This window comes from Pantoea sp. X-Soil-ISGK-275, from assembly GCF_059730795.1.
This window is the reverse complement of sequence record NZ_AP035976.1, coordinates 642,300-660,925: the sequence shown is the minus strand read 5'-3', so window position 1 is coordinate 660,925 and position 18,626 is coordinate 642,300. Positions and strand designations below refer to the sequence as shown.

The window sequence follows — 18,626 nt, the reverse complement described above, 5'->3', positions numbered from 1 at the left end:
CCGGACTTTTAAAAGTGGGGGACCAGGTTCGCTTTCTGAATGTTGCTCAGCGCGAACACTTCATCGTTACCCTCAACGGTCACCGTGATCATCTCGCCTTCAACAGACTTAATGATACCCTGCCATTTACGGCGGTTTTGTACGGCCATGCGTAGTACCAGGCTCACCTCGTCACCGGCAAAACGTGCATAGTGTTCAGCAGTGAAAAGAGGACGTTCGAGACCCGGCGAGGAAACTTCAAGGTTGTAAGCCACGGTAATTGGATCTTCCACATCCATTACTGCGCTAACCTGGTGGCTAACATCGGCGCAATCATCAACATTGATACCCTCTTCACTATCAATATAGATGCGCAGGGTTGATGTGCGACCACGAATAAACTCAATACCGACTAATTCGTAGCCAAGCGCTTCTACTGGAGCAGAGATCAACTCTGTCAATTTTTGCTCTAATGTGGACAAGCCCACCCCCAAGACATAAAAAAAGGGCCTATAGCCCAGTGTTTCGATTTCCTGATAACAAAAAACCCCGAATATTCGGGGCTTTTTGTGACTGGACCCTGTACGCCGCATAGCGGCTTCGGAGCACAATCCAAAAGAATTTTTTTCAAAAATCACTGAGATTGCGTCCGTCGATGCATACAGTATATTTGAAAAAGAACTCTAAGGGAAAGTGGTTGCGGGGGCCGGATTTGAACCGACGACCTTCGGGTTATGAGCCCGACGAGCTACCAGGCTGCTCCACCCCGCGTCCGAAAACGTGGCGAATAATACGCCGACCTTGCAAAAAATGCAAGTTAAACTGAGATTTGGTACCGAGGACGGGACTTGAACCCGTAAGCCCTTTCGAGCACTACCACCTCAAGGTAGCGTGTCTACCAATTTCACCACCTCGGTACATCACTAGACTGCGACGTTGTTTTATCGCACTACAGCGTTGACGATCTTACTGCGGGATATCATTGCCCGGCGTTGCCGGTTTAGCTGGCTGAGTCTGCTGTTCAGACTGCGCCGGCGCAGTGAGGTTATCCCACTCGCTACCTTTGGCTGTTTTATTACTGTTCAGGTTACCCAGAACCAAGCTGATGATGAAGAACAGCGTAGCCAGTACTGCGGTCATGCGAGTCATAAAGTTGCCAGACCCATTTGAACCGAACAGCGTACCAGAAGCGCCCGCACCGAATGAGGCTCCCATATCAGCGCCTTTGCCTTGCTGCAGCATGATCAAACCGACGAGGCCAATCGCTACAATAAGGAAAACAACTAACAGAGCTTCGTACATAATCAACCTGTTTCCTTGCGCGTTATCTGCACAGTTAAAGCTTCAACCAATATCGATGGGGAGTCTCGTCATCACCCATCAGAAGCGGGTGTGAATACTAACCAAAGGCACATACCTCTGCAAGTGCAATTTTCACCATCGCTTTCGATTGCGGAAAAAAGCACCATCCCGGTGATTTTGCAGGCGGAAAGTACAAAACCTCTCCGCCTGAAACAACTTAAACCGCTTTTACTGCATCCGCGATTTTGTGCGCCAGCGCGCTGACCTGCGCCTCATCTTCGCCTTCTACCATCACACGAATCAGTGGCTCTGTGCCGGATTTGCGCAGCAGCACACGACCGCGCCCCGCCAGCGTTTTTTCTGCTTCTGCGGTCACCGCTTTCACGCTCTCGCTTTCCAACGGATCGTGCTCGCCAGCGAAACGCACATTGACCAAAATCTGCGGCAGCATTTTCATGCCGCTGCACAGATCGTGAAGCGTCATATGGTTGCGCACGATTGCAGTGAGCACTTGCAAACTTGCCACAATGCCGTCGCCGGTGGTGGTTTTATCCAGCAGAATGACGTGACCGGAGTTTTCCGCGCCTAAACGCCAGCCCTTCTCCTGCATTTTTTCCAGCACATAGCGGTCGCCCACTTTCGCACGAGTAAATGGAATGCCCAGCTGTTTCAGCGCCAGCTCCAGACCCATGTTGCTCATCAGCGTGCCGACCACGCCGCCGCGCAGTTGGCCCTGACGCAGCCCTTCGCGTGCAATGATGTAGAGAATCTGATCGCCATCGACTTTATGACCTAAATGGTCAACCATCATGATGCGGTCGCCATCGCCGTCGTAAGCCAGTCCGAGATCGGCCTTCTCTTCCAACACGCGATGCTGCAGCAGACGCAGATCGGTCGCACCGCAATCTTTGTTAATGTTCATGCCATCCGGCTGCACGCCGATCGCAATCACAGTCGCACCCAGCTCACGCAGCACATTCGGCGCAATGTGGTAAGTCGCACCGTTAGCGCAATCGACCACAATCTTCAGCCCATTCAGGCTCAGCTCGCTGGGAAAAGTCCCTTTGCAGAATTCGATGTAACGACCTGCGGCATCGACAATGCGACTGGCGCGGCCCAGTTCAGCTGACTCCACACAGGTGATCGGCTTTTCCATCTCCAGCTCAATGGCTTCTTCGACTTCATCCGGCAGCTTGGTGCCTTCAGCAGAGAAGAATTTGATGCCATTGTCGTCGAAGGGATTATGCGAAGCCGAAATCACGATGCCGGCTTCAGCGCGAAAAGTGCGTGTCAGATAAGCAATAGCAGGCGTCGGCATCGGCCCGGTGAAGGCCGCCGACAATCCCGCCGCCGCTAGCCCCGCTTCCAATGCCGATTCCAGCATATAGCCTGAAATTCGCGTATCTTTACCAATCAATACTTTGCGTGAACCCTGACGCGCCAGCACCTTACCGGCCGCCCAACCCAACTTGAGAACAAAATCAGGGGTAATCGGTGCTTCACCGACTTTGCCGCGAATACCATCTGTACCGAAATATTTACGATTACTCATGCCTTTATCCTTTTGCTCTCCGTGTCGCTTCGACGACGCGCATCGCTTCGACAGTCTCTTTCACATCATGCACGCGAATAATTTGCGCCCCTTGCATGGCGGCAATCACCGCACAGCTGAGGCTTCCGGTCAGGCGCTGCGCCGGACCGACATTTAGCAACTGACCAACCATCGACTTCCGCGACATCCCGACCAACAGCGGTAAGCCGTAATGTTGGAAATGACTCAGATTGGCCAGCAGTTCATAGTTGTGGCTGAGATTCTTACCGAAACCGAAGCCAGGATCGAGCAGCAGATTATCTTTTTTGATACCGGCTGCTTCACATCGCGCAATCTGCGCAGCGAAGTAAGCGTCCACTTCGTTCACGATATGGCTATATTCCGGTGCCTGCTGCATGGTGCGCGGTTCACCTTGCATATGCATCAAACACACCGGCAAACCGGTTTCTGCTGCCGCTGCCAGCGCGCCCGGTTCAGACAGTGAGCGAATGTCATTGATAATGTGAGCACCCACTCGCGCCGCTTCACGGATCACTTCTGGTTTGGAAGTATCCACGGAAATCCACACCTCAAAACGCTGCGCGATGGCTTCCACCACCGGAATAACGCGTGCCAGCTCTTCTTCTACGCTAACTTCATCAGCGCCCGGACGCGTTGATTCACCGCCCACATCAATGATGGTGGCACCGGCATTCACCATTTCATTGGTGTGCGTCAGCGCATCGACCAGCGTGTTGTGGCTTCCACCATCAGAGAAAGAGTCCGGCGTGACATTCAAAATACCCATCACATGGGGAAAAGAGAGATCGAGATGGGAATCACGGGCGAACAACTTCATGGCGAGAATCTCCTTGAGAAATCACTGAATCGCAGAATGTAAAAAACCCCGGACTTGCCGGGGTTTGCATTGTAACAAGTATTGCGGCTGCAAATCTGGCGGTGAGCAACGTATCCCGCCAGAACGCTATCACATGATCTTGTCTGAACCCGGTGTTTTCGGGTCATCAACAGGACGTGGAGCCTGGGTAGAGTCGCCGTTACCCACAGCAACTTTCGCCTCTTCCCAGCCTGCTGGTGGACGCACTTCGCGGCGTGCCATCAGATCGCTGATTTGCGGTGCATCAATGGTCTCATACTTCATCAGCGCGTCTTTCATCGCGTGAAGGATGTCCATGTTTTCATTCAGAATACGGCGTGCACGCTGATAGTTGGTATCGATAAGGTGTTTAACTTCCTGATCGATAATGCGCGCCGTTTCATCTGACATGTGTTTTGCTTTCGCCACTGAACGACCGAGGAACACTTCACCCTCTTCTTCAGCGTAAAGCAATGGACCCAGCTTCTCAGAGAAGCCCCACTGCGTAACCATGTTGCGTGCTACGCTGGTTGCCATTTTGATGTCAGATGAAGCACCGGTAGAAACATAGTCCGGACCATAAATGATTTCTTCCGCCAGACGTCCGCCGTAAGCCACAGAAATACGGCTTTCCAGCTTCTGACGGTTGGCGCTGATCTCATCGCCTACTGGCAAGAAGAACGCCACACCCAGAGCACGACCACGGGGGATGATGGTGACCTTGTGCACCGGATCGTAACCCGGAACCAGCGTACCGACGATCGCGTGACCCGCTTCGTGATAGGCCGTCGATTCTTTCTGCTCTTCGGTCATCACCATGGAGCGACGTTCTGCACCCATCATGATTTTGTCTTTGGCTTTTTCAAACTCAACCATTGAAACCACACGCTTGTTGCCGCGAGCAGCAAACAGCGCAGCTTCGTTAACCAGGTTAGCCAAATCCGCACCGGAGAAGCCAGGCGTACCACGTGCGATAACTGAAGGATCCATGTCGGTGGCCAGCGGCACACGACGCATATGGACTTTCAGAATCTGCTCACGACCACGCACATCTGGCAGACCGACAACAACCTGACGGTCAAAGCGGCCTGGACGCAGCAGCGCTGGGTCAAGTACGTCAGGACGGTTAGTTGCCGCGATTACGATGATGCCTTCATTACCTTCAAAGCCATCCATCTCAACCAGCATCTGGTTCAGCGTTTGTTCACGTTCATCGTGACCACCGCCTAAACCGGCGCCACGCTGACGGCCAACTGCATCGATTTCATCGATAAAGATGATGCATGGCGCAGCTTTCTTGGCTTGTTCGAACATGTCACGCACACGAGATGCACCAACGCCGACAAACATTTCAACGAAGTCAGAACCGGAAATAGTAAAGAAAGGCACTTTCGCTTCGCCAGCAATCGCTTTCGCCAGCAGCGTTTTACCGGTACCCGGAGGGCCGACCATCAGGACGCCTTTCGGGATTTTACCGCCCAGTTTCTGGAAACGGCTCGGCTCACGCAGATACTCTACCAGCTCACCCACTTCTTCTTTGGCCTCATCACAACCGGCCACGTCAGCAAAAGTGGTTTTGATCTGATCTTCGGTCAGCATGCGGGCTTTGCTCTTGCCGAAGGACATCGCGCCCTTGCCGCCGCCGCCCTGCATCTGCCGCATAAAGAAGATCCACACGCCAATCAGCAGCAGCATTGGGAACCATGAGATGAAGATGGAAGCCAGCAGGCTTGGTTCTTCAGGCGGTTCGCCAACTACTTTGACGTTTTTGGTCAACAGGTTATCGAGTAACTTAGGATCGTTGACGGGGATATAGGTGGTGTATTTATTGCTGTCTTTTTTGACAACGTTAATCTCACGCCCGTTAATTCGTGCCTCGCGGACCTGATCTTGGTTCACTTCCGATAGGAAAGTTGAATAATCAACCCTACGGCCATTCGACTCGCTGGGCCCAAAGCTCTGGAATACAGACATCAGCACGACCGCGATGACTAACCAGAGAATCAGGTTTTTCGCCATGTCACTCAAGGGATTAACCTCATATTACAACGATGTTAACAGACAGCGTAGGGTACTATAGTTCCTTCATACCTGGAATCGCAGTGCGGATGATTTTGCTTGTTTACCCTGAAACTCAGAATTACACATCAGAGTAAACGCATTGGTCGTCTTGCTTTGATTCCGGCAATTCGGGCTAAAGTTTGCGCCCCGTCGCCACAATGTACACTTCGCGCGAACGTAATCGCGAAGCGTCCGGCTTACGAATTTTCACTTTCGTAAACAGGGAGCGAATTTCCCGCAGGTATTCATCGAAGCCATCTCCCTGAAACACTTTCACGACAAAACTGCCGCCTGGGGCCAGGATATCCCGACACATTTCCAGCGCCAATTCTACCAAATACATCGAACGTGGAATATCAACCGCAGGTGTACCGCTCATGTTGGGTGCCATATCAGACATCACCACCTGCACCTTTTGGTCGCCTACGCGCTCGAGTAAGGCGTTAAGTACCGCCTCATCTCGAAAATCGCCCTGCAAAAAATCAACGCCGACAATCGGATCCATTGGTAACAGATCGCAGGCGATGATACGACCACTTGATCCGATAAGCTGAACCACATATTGCGACCAACCGCCGGGTGCCGCACCGAGATCAACAACTGTCATCCCGGGTTTGAAAATCTTGTCACCCTGCTGAATTTCTTCAAGTTTAAACCAGGCACGCGAACGTAACCCTTTTTTCTGTGCCTGCAGCACATATTTATCGCTAAAGTGTTCCTGTAGCCAGCGACTGGAACTGGCCGAACGCTTTTTACCCGTCATAATTTTTCCAATTAAATCGTCATCGTAGCGATAAATCAGCACGCAATGGTCGCGTTGATTTGGCGATATACCCGAGATGGCGGTAGAATGAACCGTTTTCAATCCCTGAGTAAGCAAAAAATACGATGAATCTGAGTACCAAACAAAAACAGCACCTGAAAGGCCTTGCCCATCCGCTTAAGCCGGTTGTCATGCTGGGCGGTAATGGCCTGACCGAAGGCGTGCTCGCCGAAATCGAACTGGCGCTCGAGCATCACGAATTGATCAAGGTAAAAATTGCCTCGGAAGATCGTGAAACTAAGCAGCTGATCGTGGACGCTATCGTGCGTGAGACTAAAGCAGGCAACGTACAGGTAATCGGCAACACGCTGGTGCTGTATCGCCCTGCCAAAGAGCGTAAAATTACTCTTCCGCGTTAATCATGCCTTTAAAGGCGGCGACGGGCAAAGAAAGTGCCACGCTCCTGCATGTGATAAAAGGCCGCAATGCGGCCTTTTTCCTTTCTTTACAAAATGCAGCGACATATTGCAAAGCGTAGCAATATCTTAAAGGTATTCCACCTTCAGGACTTCATATTCCACATCCCCGCCCGGGGTTTTCACAATCGCGACATCGTCTGCTGATTTTCCAACCAATCCACGCGCCATCGGCGAATTCACTGAAATCAGGTTCTGTTTGAAGTCAGCTTCATCGTCACCCACGATGCGATAGGTGAACTCTTCATCCGTATCCACATTGAGGATGGTCACGGTAGCGCCAAAAATCACGCGACCGGTTTTTGGCATGGCAGTTACATCAATGACTTGCGCATTGGAAAGCTTGGCTTCGATCTCCTGAATACGACCCTCGCAGAAACCCTGTTCTTCGCGAGCCGCATGATATTCGGCATTCTCTTTCAAATCGCCGTGCTCACGGGCTGTGGCGATGGAGGCGATAATGCGCGGACGCTTCACGGATTTCAGTTCGTTCAGTTCTTCGCGTAGCTTCTCAGCGCCTTTCAACGTCATCGGAATCTGATTCATTTTGGCTCCTCGTCATCTATCCTGGTTAACGGCGTCATCCTGACCGGTGACAGCAGAAAACAGCTTCTGCGGCGCGTTACCTCTTTTCACAAGCAAAAGAAGCCTGACCGGGAAAGCTTTCCGGGTCAGGATCGGTTTTGCATTTTGATACGTATTTTACCCTAGAGTTCCCTGTGGGTCATCGTTTACTTTGCACCGTCCGGGGACGTAGTATTGACGCCCTCACCCGTCAGTTACCGCGAGATTATGCGATTTTCACGACTTGTTACCGGATTAACCTGTGCGTTTATGCTGCAGGCACAAGCAGCCCCCGTTGATGAATACATGCAGTATTTGCCAGACGGCGCAAACCTGGCGCTGATGGTACAAAAAGTGGGCGCATCCACCCCGATAATCGATTATCACGGCAAACAGATGGCGTTACCGGCCAGCACCATGAAAGTGGTGACAGCGCTGGCGGCTTTGTTAGAACTCGGGCCCGATTTCCGTTTCCAGACCACCATGGAGACCAAAGGTGCGGTTAACGATGGCACCTTGAATGGCGATTTAGTGGCACGTTTTGGCGGCGATCCCACGCTGGGTCGCCAGGATCTGCGCAACATGGTTGCCGCGCTGAAAAAGCAGGGCATCACGCATATCAAGGGCAACTTGGTGATCGACACCTCGGTATTCGCCAGCCACGATATGGCGCCAGGCTGGCCGTGGAACGATCTGACGCAGTGCTTCAGTGCGCCGCCGGGCGCAGCAATCGTCGATAAAAACTGTTTCTCGGTTTCGCTGTATAGCGCCAACACGCCGGGCGAAAACGCCTTTGTGCGTATCGCTTCCTATTATCCGGCGCACATGTTTAGTCAGGTGCGCACCATTGGTCGCAACAGCGGTGATGGGCAATATTGCGAGCTGGATGTGGTGCCAGGCGAGCTCAATCGCTACACCTTAACCGGCTGCATGCGCCAACGTTCAGAGCCGCTGCCGCTGGCCTTTGCCGTGCAGGATGGGGCTGCGTGGGCCGGTGAGATTCTTAAAGCCGAGCTGCGCGCCGCCGATATTGATTACAGTGGTCATCTGATTCGCCAGGCACAAGTGACATCGCCGGGCACCGTGTTGGCTTCGACGCAATCTGCACCGCTGCACACGCTGCTGCACACCATGCTGAAGAAGTCAGACAACATGATCGCCGATACCGTGTTCCGCACCATCGGCCATCACTACTTCAACGTGCCGGGCACCTTCCGCGCGGGTTCGGATGCGGTACGTCGCATTCTGCGCGAAAAAGCCGGTGTCGATCTCGGTAACAGCATTCAGGTTGATGGTTCCGGGCTGTCGCGCCATGACCTGATCGCGCCAGATACCATGATGCAAGTGCTGCAATACATTGCGAAAAATGATTCGACGCTGAATTACATTTCGATGCTGCCGCTGGCCGGTTACGACGGCACGCTGCAATATCGCGGTGGTCTGCACGAAGCAGGACTGGATGGCAAAGTATCGGCGAAAACCGGTTCGCTGCAGGGCGTCTATAATCTGGCAGGATTCATCACCACCTCCAGCGGCGCGCGCGTCGCCTTTGTCCAGTTCCTGTCCGGCTATGCTGTGCCGCCGGAAGATCAGAAAACGCGCCGCATTCCGCTGGTACGTTTTGAGAGCCGCCTCTATACGGATATCAACAAGAACAACTGATGAAACTGCTAATTGTTGAAGATGATGCACTATTGCAATCGGGCCTCGCGCAGGCACTAACCTCGCAGGGCTACGCCATCGACTGCGCCAGCACGGCTGCAGAGAGCAATGCGCTGCTGCGTAGCGGGCAATATAGCCTGATTGTGCTCGATCTCGGCTTGCCGGATCGCGATGGTGCTTCACTGCTGCGTCAGTGGCGACGCGACGGCATTGCGGTGCCGGTATTGATCCTTACAGCGCGCGATGCGCTGGAGGATCGCGTTGATGGTCTGGATGCCGGCGCTGATGATTATCTGGTGAAGCCGTTTGCGCTGGTTGAGTTACAGGCACGCGTGCGAGCGCTGATTCGCCGTTATCAGGGCCACAGCGATAACCTGCTGCAACAGGGCGATTTGACGCTCAATCTCAGTTCACAGCAGGTTTTGCTGGAAGCGATCCCTCTGGAGATCACGCCAAAAGAGTTCGCGTTGCTCACCCGCTTACTGATGCGCGTGGGGCAAAACGTGCATCGCGAAACGCTGCAGCAGGATCTCTACAGCTGGAATGACGATCCCGGCTCCAATACCCTCGAAGTTCACATCCACAATTTACGTCGCAAGCTAGGGAAAGATCGCATCAAAACCGTGCGCGGCGTCGGTTACCGTCTGGAAATCCGCGAATGAACAGCATGCGTCAGCGATTACTGATCATGCTGGCGCTGATTCTCCTCACCTGTCAGGTGATGAGCGCCATCTGGCTGTGGCATGAAAGCCGCGAGCAGATCAGTTTTTTGGTCAATGAAACGCTCTCGGCGCAGGCGCGTAACGATCGCGTGGAAAACGAGATCCGTGAGGCGATTGCCTCGTTGCTGCTGCCTTCATTAGTGATGGTCGCCCTCACCTTGCTGCTGTCATTTTGGGCGATTAACTGGATTATTCGTCCGCTGAAATCGCTGCAGGACAGCCTGGCGCATCGTTCAGCGGATAATCTGACGCCGTTACCGATCTACTCCGAAATGGATGAGATCGTGGCGGTAACCACCTCGATCAACCAACTGTTTTCACGCCTCGATCACACCTTGCAGCAGGAACGCCTGTTCACCGCCGACGCCGCGCACGAGTTGCGTACGCCGCTGGCCGGGTTGCGCCTGCACCTCGAGCTGCTCCACCAGCAGAACGTGCCGCAGAGCGAGATGCTCATTGAACGCATCGATCAGCTGATGCACACCGTGGAACAGCTTTTAATGTTATCGCGCGCCGGACAAGCGCTGGCGGGCGGTCACTATCAGCAGTTGCAGTGGCAACAAGACATCATGCAGCCGCTGAAGCCAGAAATGGCCGAGTTGTACCAACAGCGTCAGCAAATCCTGCACTGGCCGCAGAATAACGATGTGCCGCAGCAAGGCGAAGCGGTGCTGCTGCGACTGATGCTGCGCAATCTGCTGGAAAACGCCTCGCGTTACAGCCCGGAAGGCAGCGAAGTCGCGGTGAAGATGCAGCAGGATCAGCAGCAGGTGATTATCGAAGTGTGGGATCAAGGTCCGGGCATTGACGCCGCCGCGGCGGAAGAGCTCACGCAGGCGTTTCGTCGTCGCGATCAGCGTTATGGCGGCAGCGGTTTGGGTTTGAATATCGTGCTGCGCATCGTGCAGATGCATCGCGGCAGACTGGAATTGGTCAATCGTGAAGATCGCAGCGGGCTGATTGCCCGCTGCTATTTACCGCATCAACTAATTGGCTAAACGCCGTTAGAAGTGGGTATTCAGGCTCATAAAGTAAGTACGACCGGATTCGTTGTAGGTATTGGCGCCGGCACCATACAGATAAGAGTTGGTGTTGGCGTTACCGGTGGTTTGCGCATTACCTTCGCGATAGTGGCGTTTATCGAACAGGTTATCGATTCCCACCGTGACGCTGGCGTACTTGTTGATATCGTACGTACCGCTCATGCCGATAATTGAGTAAGGACTCACTTTATCCGTTGCGCTGCCGGTAGAAAGATTCCCTTTATAATCATACTTCTTCGGCGTCTGCGTGCCGTACCAGGTCAGCGTGGTTTGCAGTGAAAGATCCTGCGTCGCCTGCCAGCTCAGCGTCGAGTTCAGCGTGTACTCCGGAATCACCGATAAACGATCGCCGGTCTCTTTGTTCTTACTCTGCAGCATATAAGTGAAGTTGTTGTTCCACGTCACGCTGTCGGAGAACGGCACGTTGACGGTACCTTCCAGCCCTTCCACCACCGCTTTCGGTACGTTTTCCCACTTATAAATATCGGTGGTGCCATTGGACGCTTTGCTGACTGGCGAGTAACCGGCTTCGATCTTGTTACGATAATCGTTGCGGAACCAGGTCAAACCGGCCTGATAACCTTCGTGTTTCCACTCCAGACCAATCTCTTTGTTGATGCTATTTTCTGCTTTCAGGTCGCTGTTACCTTGCAGGTAACAAGCGCCGGTGCTGGCCGCACAACCCTGGCCATTGCTGTACAACAAGTAGTTTGGATTGGTTTGATACAGGCTCGGCGCTTTGTAAGCGCGTCCAATCCCCATCTTCAGCGTGAAGTCATCGCCCAAACCTTGCGACAGGTTGAGCGACGGGCTCCAGTTATTGCCAACAATCGAGTGGTGATCGAAACGCAGGCTTGGCGTCAGCATGGTGCTGTCGGTCAGCTCCATGTTGTCTTCCGCAAACAGCGAGAAAATCTCTGCCTGGGAATACGGGCTGCGGCCGGTGTTATCGATGCCCGGCACCGAACCGTAGTTCGCCGCCTGCGTGTTGGAAGAACCGTCTTTCATGCGCTGCTGGTTCCATTCGGTACCCAGCGTCGCGGTTTGGTTAAACAGCAGTTCAAACGGAATGCTGACTTCGCTATGCAGCAGCACATCATCCAGTTGGATGGTGTTGAAATCGCTGTTGGAGAAGATGCCTTCGGTGCCGCCCGCCAAACCTTCATTGAGGCGCGAGTTACGGGTTTTCTCGTAGCGCGCGTAGGTGTTGGTGCTGGCGCCGTTATCCCATGCGCCGGTCCATTTCAATGAGATGTTCTGGCGGTACAGGCGGTTAGTTTCGTCACCGTACAGGCTTTTCACCAGCGCGCTGGTGTTGGTGTTCTGCGTGTCACCCGCATACAGATTGCCCTGACGGCTGAAACCGCCCTGCAGCTCCAGCGTCTGCATCGGCGCAAACGCCCAGCTCAGCAAGGCATTGATATCTTTATTAACCGAGCCTTCACGACCCGCCGGATAGCTGCCCGCATAGGTGCCGGTGCGCGCCGCCGCATGACCTTCGTTGATGTCATAGGCATCGGCCTGGGTTTTGGCTAAACCGCCGTACAAACGGAAGTTGAAATCATCGCCAAGCGGCCCTTCGAGACTGAAGTTGGTGCGCTTGGTCGCGCCTTCCGCTTTATGTTCCGGCACGTTGAAATAGGTGTTCCAGGAACCGTGCCACTGCTGATCGGTCTGTTTCTTAGTGATGATATTCACCACGCCGCCCGCTGCACCGTTGCCGTAACGCACCGCTGCCGGTCCGCGAATCACGTCGATGTGATCGATCATCTCCGGCGGCACCCAGTTGGTATCGCCACGCGTATCACGTTCACCACGCCAGCCGAGGCGCACCGAATTGCGGCTGGTGATCGGCATGCCGTCTACCATGATCAGGGTGTTTTCCGGGCCCATGCCACGAATATCGATCTGGCGATTGTTACCGCGCTGGCCGCTGGTGGAGTTGCCGGTCAGGTTAACGCCAGGCATGGTACGGATAATTTCAGATACATCGCGTGCTGGCGGATGCTTTTTGATTTCGTCGGCGGTAATGGTTGAGACGCCCGGCGCTTGCAGGTTCTGCTGCTGCGCGGTGACCATCAAGGTGCCGCCGTCCATTGATGGTGCGTCAGTGGTGCTGGCTGAGGTTTTGCTGGAAGAAGTCTCTGCTGCCCAGGCGCTGCTGGAGAGCAGTGAGGCGCTGAGCCCCAGTTCAATCAGAATGGCTAATGATAAGCGTGAGTAATTTTTCATTTTATACGTTCCTGGATGGCCAGCGAAAAGCCGTTGGATGCTTAACTGGCGAGCCGGTGAGAAGATCCCTGTCCATATCGCGCCCAGTTCCAGACCCTTCAAACCATCCGTAGCGCAACCTTACCGAACGGTAAGCATCAGGCGGAACAGGCGTGCTCATTTTTGAGCGCAGTCACCCTATTGCAAATGCAAATTATTATCAATAGTATTATTCATCAAGCTTATGTAAATCTCCGCGTAAACACCGACTGGCAGCCCTATGACCTGGCGAAATGATGTAACCGGCAGTGAAGCCTGGTGGCAGGCGCAACAATCCCAAGGCATTCCCCGCATTGAGTTAGCAGACGATGGCCAATGTCAGGTCACCTTCTTCTGGCGTGACCCGCAAGGCGATGAAACGCAATCGTCGACCCAGCGCGTGTGGATCAACATTACCGGCGTGACCGATCACCACCAGCGCCGCCCGCCGCAGTCGTTAATGCGCGTGGCGGGCACCAACGTCTGGTATTGGCAGACTTCGTTGCCCGCCAACTGGCGCGGCAGTTACTGTTTGATGCCCGATGATCAGGCCACCGACTTCACCGGCGTTGCCGAGATGTCTACATTGCGCAACTGGTGGCGCGACAAATTCCCGACGGCGCAGGCCGATCCGTTGAATCGCTTACGTGGCTGGTCCGGTGGTCGCGGCATGGGCGTATCGCCGCTGCATCTGCCGCAAGCACCCAATCAACAGCTGTGGCAAGCGGTGGATCACGGCACAGCGCCAGCCATTGAACTGCAACAACAGCAATGGGATAGCGCGCTCTTGGGCAACAGCCGCAAGGTGTGGATTCACACCACCGGCGAGGCCAACCCCGCGCAGCGTCCGCTGGCCATCATGCTCGACGGGCAATTTTGGGCGCACAGCATGCCGATTGCCGGACCGCTGCAGCAGCTCACCGATGCCGGTTCTTTGCCGCCAGCGGTATATCTGTTTATCGACATCATCGACAGCGAACACCGCAGCCGCGAGCTGCCGTGCAACGCGCAGTTTTGGCAAGCCATTCAGCAAGAACTGTTACCGCAAATCGCACAATCAACGCCTTATCGCCAGCAGGCGGACAGCACCATCGTCGCCGGACAAAGCTTTGGCGGCCTGGCGTCGGTGTTTGCCGCGCTGCACTGGCCAGAAACTTTCGGCAACGCGCTCAGCTTGTCCGGATCCTTCTGGTGGCCGGAACGCGGCAATCCACACGGCTGGTTGCTGCAGGCGCTGGATAGCGGTCTCGCGCCGCGCCAACCGCTGCGTTTCTGGCTCGAAGCCGGCAAACGCGAAGGCTTGATTCTGCAAGCTAATCAACAACTTAAACAGCAGCTTAGTGCTGCCGGCTATCAGGTAAATTACCAGCCGGTGGAAGGCGGCCATGACGCGCTCTGTTGGCGCGGCGGCCTGCTGAATGGCTTGCAAGCGCTGTGGAGCAAACCGGAGCATCCATGTCCGAATCCCTGATGAATACGCAAACCGACCAAAAAACCTTGCCGTTAGTCGCGGCACAGCCCGGCATCTGGATTGCCGATCAGCTGTCACCGCACCACAACGCATACGCGGTGGCGCACTTTGTCGAACTGCGCGGTGAGATTGATAGCGCCCTGTTGGCCCAGTCGATCGTCGCGGGCATGCAGGAAGCCGACACGCTGAACATGGCATTTGGCGAAGTGGAAGGCGAAGCGTTGCAGTGGCCGCAGCCACACTCCTTTAGCCTGCCGCAGATTGTCGATTTGCGTGCTGAGGCCGATGCGCCCGCCACAGCGCGTGCGCTGATGCGTGACGACATGAATGGCGATCTGCGCGTATTAAGCGGCGCAAAACTGTGGCATCACCGCCTGTTCCGTCTCGACGATCAGCATTGGTTCTGGTATCAGCGCTATCACCATTTGGTAGTGGATGGCTTCAGCTTTACCGCGCTAACGCGCCGCATCGCCAATCTCTATACCGCAGCCGTACGCCAGCAAGATGCTGAACCGACGCCGTTTATTCCGTTTAGCGAAGTGGTGGACGAGTATCAGCGCTATCGCGAATCCTCCTCCTTTGTACGTGACAGCCAGTTCTGGCGCGAAAAAGGCGCGGCGCTGCCTTCACCGGCTTCGCTCTCGCCGCTGCCGCTCGCCGGACAACATGCCAGCACCGATCTGCTGCGCCATAGCGTTACGCTGGATCGCAGCACTTTCCAGACGCTGGTGCAGCAGCAACCGCACGCCAGCGCGGCCGATCTCGCCTTTGCGCTGGTGGCGCTGTGGCTGGCGCGTCTCAGCGGGCAAAACGACTTTGCCGCTGGCTTCATCTTTATGCGCCGCATCGGCTCGGCCGCCTTGTGCGCCACCGGTCCGGTGATCAACGTATTGCCGATGGCAATCCATTACGATCCCGCGCAGCCGATCGGCGCGCTCGCCGCCCAGCTGGCGGGTGAAGTGAAAAAGATGCGTCGTCATCAGCGCTATGACGCTGAGCAGGTGCAGCGCGATCTCGGCCGCCTCGGCGATGGCGATCCACTGTACGGACCGGTGATCAATCTGAAGATGTTTGATTACCAACTCGATTTCGCTGGCGTGGAAGGCATAACACATCAACTGGCGTCCGGGCCGGTGCGCGATCTGGAGATCGCCATTTATATCAGCGAGCACGGTGAACTGACGCTGGAGCTATTGGCGAATGCCGAACGCTACAGCGAACAAACTTTGCAGCGTCACGCCAGCCGTTTTGCTCTGCTGCTCAATCAGCTGGCGCAACAACCGCAACGGCCGTGCGGCGAGCTCGATCTGCTGACCGCCGAAGAGCATGCGCAGATTGCCGCGATCAACCAAACCGCCTATCCGCTGCCAGCAGAAACCCTGGCATCCCTGTTAGCGCAGCAGGCAGCACGCACGCCCGATGCCCCGGCGCTAGCCGATGCGCAACATCAGCTTAGCTATCGCGAAATGCAGCAGCAGGTGTTTGCGCTGGCCGCCGATCTCAGCGCCGCCGGCGTGCAGCGTGGCGATATTGTCGCCGTGGCGCTGCCGCGTTCGGTGCAACTCTCGCTGGCGCTGCAGGCGATTGTTTCGCTTGGGGCCGCCTATTTGCCGCTTGATACCGGTTATCCGGATGACCGTTTGCAGCTGATGCTGGAAGACGCCGCGCCGAAAACGCTGATCACCTGCGCGGCGCTTCGCGCGCGCTTCAGCGCTATCGCATCGGTCAATCAGCTGCATTTTGATGTGCTGTATAACAACCCGCATGCGCCGCAGCCGGCCAGCGCACCGACGCCGCAGGATGGCGCCTACATCATTTACACTTCAGGTTCGACCGGTCGCCCTAAAGGCGTGCTGGTGGGACATGAAGCCATCGTCAATCGCCTGTTGTGGATGCAGGATCGCTATCCGCTGCAAGCCGATGATGTGGTGCTACAGAAAACCCCGAGCAGCTTCGACGTCTCAGTGTGGGAATTCTTCTGGCCGCTGCTGGTCGGTGCGCAGTTGGTGATGGCACCGCCAGAAGCCCATCGCGACCCGGAAGCGTTGCAGCAGCTGTTCGCCCGCTACCAAGTCACCACCACGCACTTCGTCCCCTCGATGCTGGCGGCCTTTGTCGCGGCGCTGGATGATCAACCGGCGATTGCCTGCTGCGCCAGTCTGCGCAACGTGTTCTGCAGCGGTGAAGCGCTGCCGACGGATTTATCACGCGAGTGGGAAAAACTGACGCGGGTGCCGCTGCACAATCTGTATGGCCCAACCGAAGCGGCGGTGGATGTCAGCTGGTATCCGGCGTTTGGTGATACCCTGGCCGCCGTCGAAGGCGCCAGCGTGCCGATTGGATTCCCGGTGTGGAATACCGGCCTGCGCATCCTCGATGCCCGCATGCAGCCGGTGCCGCCAGGCGTGGCGGGCGATCTTTATCTAACCGGCGTGCAGCTGGCGCAGGGCTATCTTGGCCGTCCCGATCTCACCGCCAGCCGCTTTATCGCCGATCCTTTCATGCCTGGCGAGCGCATGTATCTCACCGGCGACGTGGCGCGCTGGCTGGATAACGGCGCGGTGGAATATCTTGGCCGCAGCGACGATCAGCTGAAGATTCGCGGTCAGCGCATCGAACTGAATGAAATCGATCATGTGCTCAGCGCGCAGCCCGGCATTGAACAGGCGGTCACGCACGCGGTGGTACTCGGCGGTTCGGCGGCGCAAGGTGATGCGCGTCAGCTGGTCGCTTACGTGATTGCAGAGCAGCCGGTTGATAGCGACGCGCTGCGTCAGGCGCTGGCGCAACGCCTGCCTGCGCATATGATGCCGGTGGCGATTGTGCAGCTCGATGCCTTCCCGCTCAGCAACAACGGCAAACTCGATCGCAAAGCGCTGCCGTTGCCGCAATCCGCTGGCGTCAGCGCAGGTCGCGCCCCGCACGCCGGGCTGGAAACCACCTTAGCCAATGCTTTCTGTCAGTTGCTGGCACGCGAGCAAATCAGCGCGCAGGATGACTTTTTCGCCCTCGGCGGCCATTCGCTGCTGGCGATGCGCTTAGCGGCGCAGCTGCGCCGTGAACTGCAACAGCCGGTTTCGGTGGGGCAAATCATGGTGGCCTCGACGGTGGAGAAACTGGCAACGCTGCTCAGTGATACGCAATCACACCAGCAAGCCGGTTTTGAAGCGGTGCTGCCGCTGCGTCAGAGCAACGGACCGACGCTGTTCTGCTTCCATCCCGCGTCGGGTTTTGCCTGGCAGTTCAGCATCCTGCAACGGTATCTCGAAAAGCGTTGGTCGCTGGTCGGCATTCAGTCGCCGGATATCAACAGTCCGCTGAACCAAAGCGCGCATCTGGATGAAGTGTGCGATGCCCATCTGCAAACCCTGCGCGAGCTGCAGCCGCACGGACCTTACTATTTCCTCGGCTATTCGCTGGGCGGAACGTTGGCACAAGGCATCGCGGCACGGCTGGAAGCGGCAGGTGAAGAAGTGGCGTTCCTCGGCCTGCTGGATACCTGGCCGCCGGAAACGCAAAACTGGGATGAGAAACGCGGCGAGAACGTGCTGGATCCGGCGGTACTTGAAGAGGTCAATCGCGAGCGCGAGCAGTTTATCGCCGCGCAGCGCCATCAGGCCGGTGAAGAGATGCGTGCAATGTTCGATACCATCGAAGCCAACTACGCCAGTTCGGTGCGCCTGCTGGCAACGGCACGCAGCGCGCGTTTCAACGGGCGCGCCACGCTGTTCCTCGCCGAACAGACGCAGCAGCCAGGACAAGATGCGCGCCGCGCCTGGGCGCCGTATGTCGGTGAACTGGAAGTGTGGCCGATGGATTGCGCCCACGTGGAGATCATTTCACCGCAGATGTTTGAGCAGATTGGGCCGTTGTTGCAGCGGTTGTTGCAATAGCGCTCTTTCCCTCACCCTAGCCCTCTCCCGCA

At 55.8% G+C, this 18,626-nt stretch carries 14 protein-coding genes and 2 tRNA genes; 6 read left to right on the top strand and 10 right to left on the bottom strand.

Annotation, left to right across the window (positions count from 1 at the left end):
* Positions 1-8: 8 nt before the first annotated feature.
* From rimP to rlmE, 8 genes are all read right to left on the bottom strand, one after another.
* Complete coding sequence (gene rimP, locus AC6I8A_RS02970) at positions 9-461, bottom strand: ribosome maturation factor RimP (protein ID WP_036620302.1); 453 nt, start codon at positions 459-461, stop codon at positions 9-11.
* A gap of 212 nt (positions 462-673) precedes the next feature.
* Positions 674-750 (bottom strand) — tRNA-Met (locus tag AC6I8A_RS02965).
* A gap of 59 nt (positions 751-809) precedes the next feature.
* Positions 810-896: transfer RNA gene (locus tag AC6I8A_RS02960), tRNA-Leu, on the bottom strand.
* A 49-nt stretch (positions 897-945) separates the two neighbouring features.
* Positions 946-1,281 (bottom strand): preprotein translocase subunit SecG, encoded by a 336-nt coding sequence (gene secG, locus AC6I8A_RS02955; RefSeq protein ID WP_007886689.1) that lies wholly within the window; start codon positions 1,279-1,281, stop codon positions 946-948.
* A 217-nt stretch (positions 1,282-1,498) separates the two neighbouring features.
* Positions 1,499-2,833, bottom strand: coding sequence for a phosphoglucosamine mutase (gene glmM, locus AC6I8A_RS02950; RefSeq protein WP_008104307.1), 1,335 nt, complete (start codon positions 2,831-2,833; stop codon positions 1,499-1,501).
* Between the two features lie 4 nt (positions 2,834-2,837).
* Complete coding sequence (folP, locus tag AC6I8A_RS02945; RefSeq protein WP_479490207.1) at positions 2,838-3,671, bottom strand: dihydropteroate synthase; 834 nt, start codon at positions 3,669-3,671, stop codon at positions 2,838-2,840.
* Between the two features lie 129 nt (positions 3,672-3,800).
* Entirely contained in the window at positions 3,801-5,708 is a 1,908-nt protein-coding gene (ftsH, locus tag AC6I8A_RS02940; protein WP_036620266.1) for an ATP-dependent zinc metalloprotease FtsH, read from the bottom strand.
* Between the two features lie 175 nt (positions 5,709-5,883).
* Positions 5,884-6,513, bottom strand: coding sequence for a 23S rRNA (uridine(2552)-2'-O)-methyltransferase RlmE (gene rlmE / locus AC6I8A_RS02935; RefSeq protein ID WP_007886684.1), 630 nt, complete (start codon positions 6,511-6,513; stop codon positions 5,884-5,886).
* Between the two features lie 125 nt (positions 6,514-6,638).
* On the opposite strand from rlmE, the gene yhbY reads away from it, so the two are divergent.
* Positions 6,639-6,932, top strand: a complete 294-nt coding sequence (gene yhbY, locus AC6I8A_RS02930) for a ribosome assembly RNA-binding protein YhbY (protein ID WP_007886683.1) — start codon at positions 6,639-6,641, stop codon at positions 6,930-6,932.
* 126 nt (positions 6,933-7,058) lie between these two features.
* Here yhbY and greA read toward each other — a convergent pair whose 3' ends face one another.
* Positions 7,059-7,535, bottom strand: coding sequence for a transcription elongation factor GreA (greA, locus tag AC6I8A_RS02925; protein ID WP_008104312.1), 477 nt, complete (start codon positions 7,533-7,535; stop codon positions 7,059-7,061).
* Positions 7,536-7,781: 246 nt separating this feature from the next.
* Between greA and dacB the strand changes: the two genes are divergently transcribed.
* From dacB to pmrB, 3 genes are read left to right on the top strand one after another with little or no spacing between them, the layout of a single operon-like run.
* Complete coding sequence (gene dacB / locus AC6I8A_RS02920; protein WP_497818016.1) at positions 7,782-9,215, top strand: serine-type D-Ala-D-Ala carboxypeptidase; 1,434 nt, start codon at positions 7,782-7,784, stop codon at positions 9,213-9,215.
* On the top strand, positions 9,215-9,877 hold the full coding sequence (gene pmrA / locus AC6I8A_RS02915) for a two-component system response regulator PmrA (RefSeq protein WP_061718248.1): 663 nt from the start codon (positions 9,215-9,217) through the stop codon (positions 9,875-9,877). The genes dacB and pmrA overlap by 1 nt, the downstream gene beginning before the upstream one ends.
* Complete coding sequence (gene pmrB / locus AC6I8A_RS02910) at positions 9,874-10,935, top strand: two-component system sensor histidine kinase PmrB (protein WP_265300854.1); 1,062 nt, start codon at positions 9,874-9,876, stop codon at positions 10,933-10,935. Before pmrA ends, pmrB begins: the two co-directional genes overlap by 4 nt.
* A gap of 6 nt (positions 10,936-10,941) precedes the next feature.
* Here the strand turns inward: pmrB and AC6I8A_RS02905 are convergent, their stop codons facing one another.
* The gene (locus tag AC6I8A_RS02905; protein WP_479486558.1) at positions 10,942-13,212 is read right to left on the bottom strand and encodes a TonB-dependent siderophore receptor; all 2,271 of its coding nucleotides are present in this window, start codon (positions 13,210-13,212) and stop codon (positions 10,942-10,944) included.
* A gap of 259 nt (positions 13,213-13,471) precedes the next feature.
* Here AC6I8A_RS02905 and fes point away from each other — a divergent pair, with 259 nt between their 5' ends.
* Together fes and AC6I8A_RS02895 are read left to right on the top strand one after the other, a co-directional pair.
* Complete coding sequence (gene fes / locus AC6I8A_RS02900) at positions 13,472-14,701, top strand: enterochelin esterase (RefSeq protein ID WP_497818015.1); 1,230 nt, start codon at positions 13,472-13,474, stop codon at positions 14,699-14,701.
* The gene (locus AC6I8A_RS02895) at positions 14,686-18,594 is read left to right on the top strand and encodes an enterobactin synthase subunit F (RefSeq protein ID WP_497818014.1); all 3,909 of its coding nucleotides are present in this window, start codon (positions 14,686-14,688) and stop codon (positions 18,592-18,594) included. The genes fes and AC6I8A_RS02895 overlap by 16 nt, the downstream gene beginning before the upstream one ends.
* Positions 18,595-18,626: the final 32 nt, after the last annotated feature.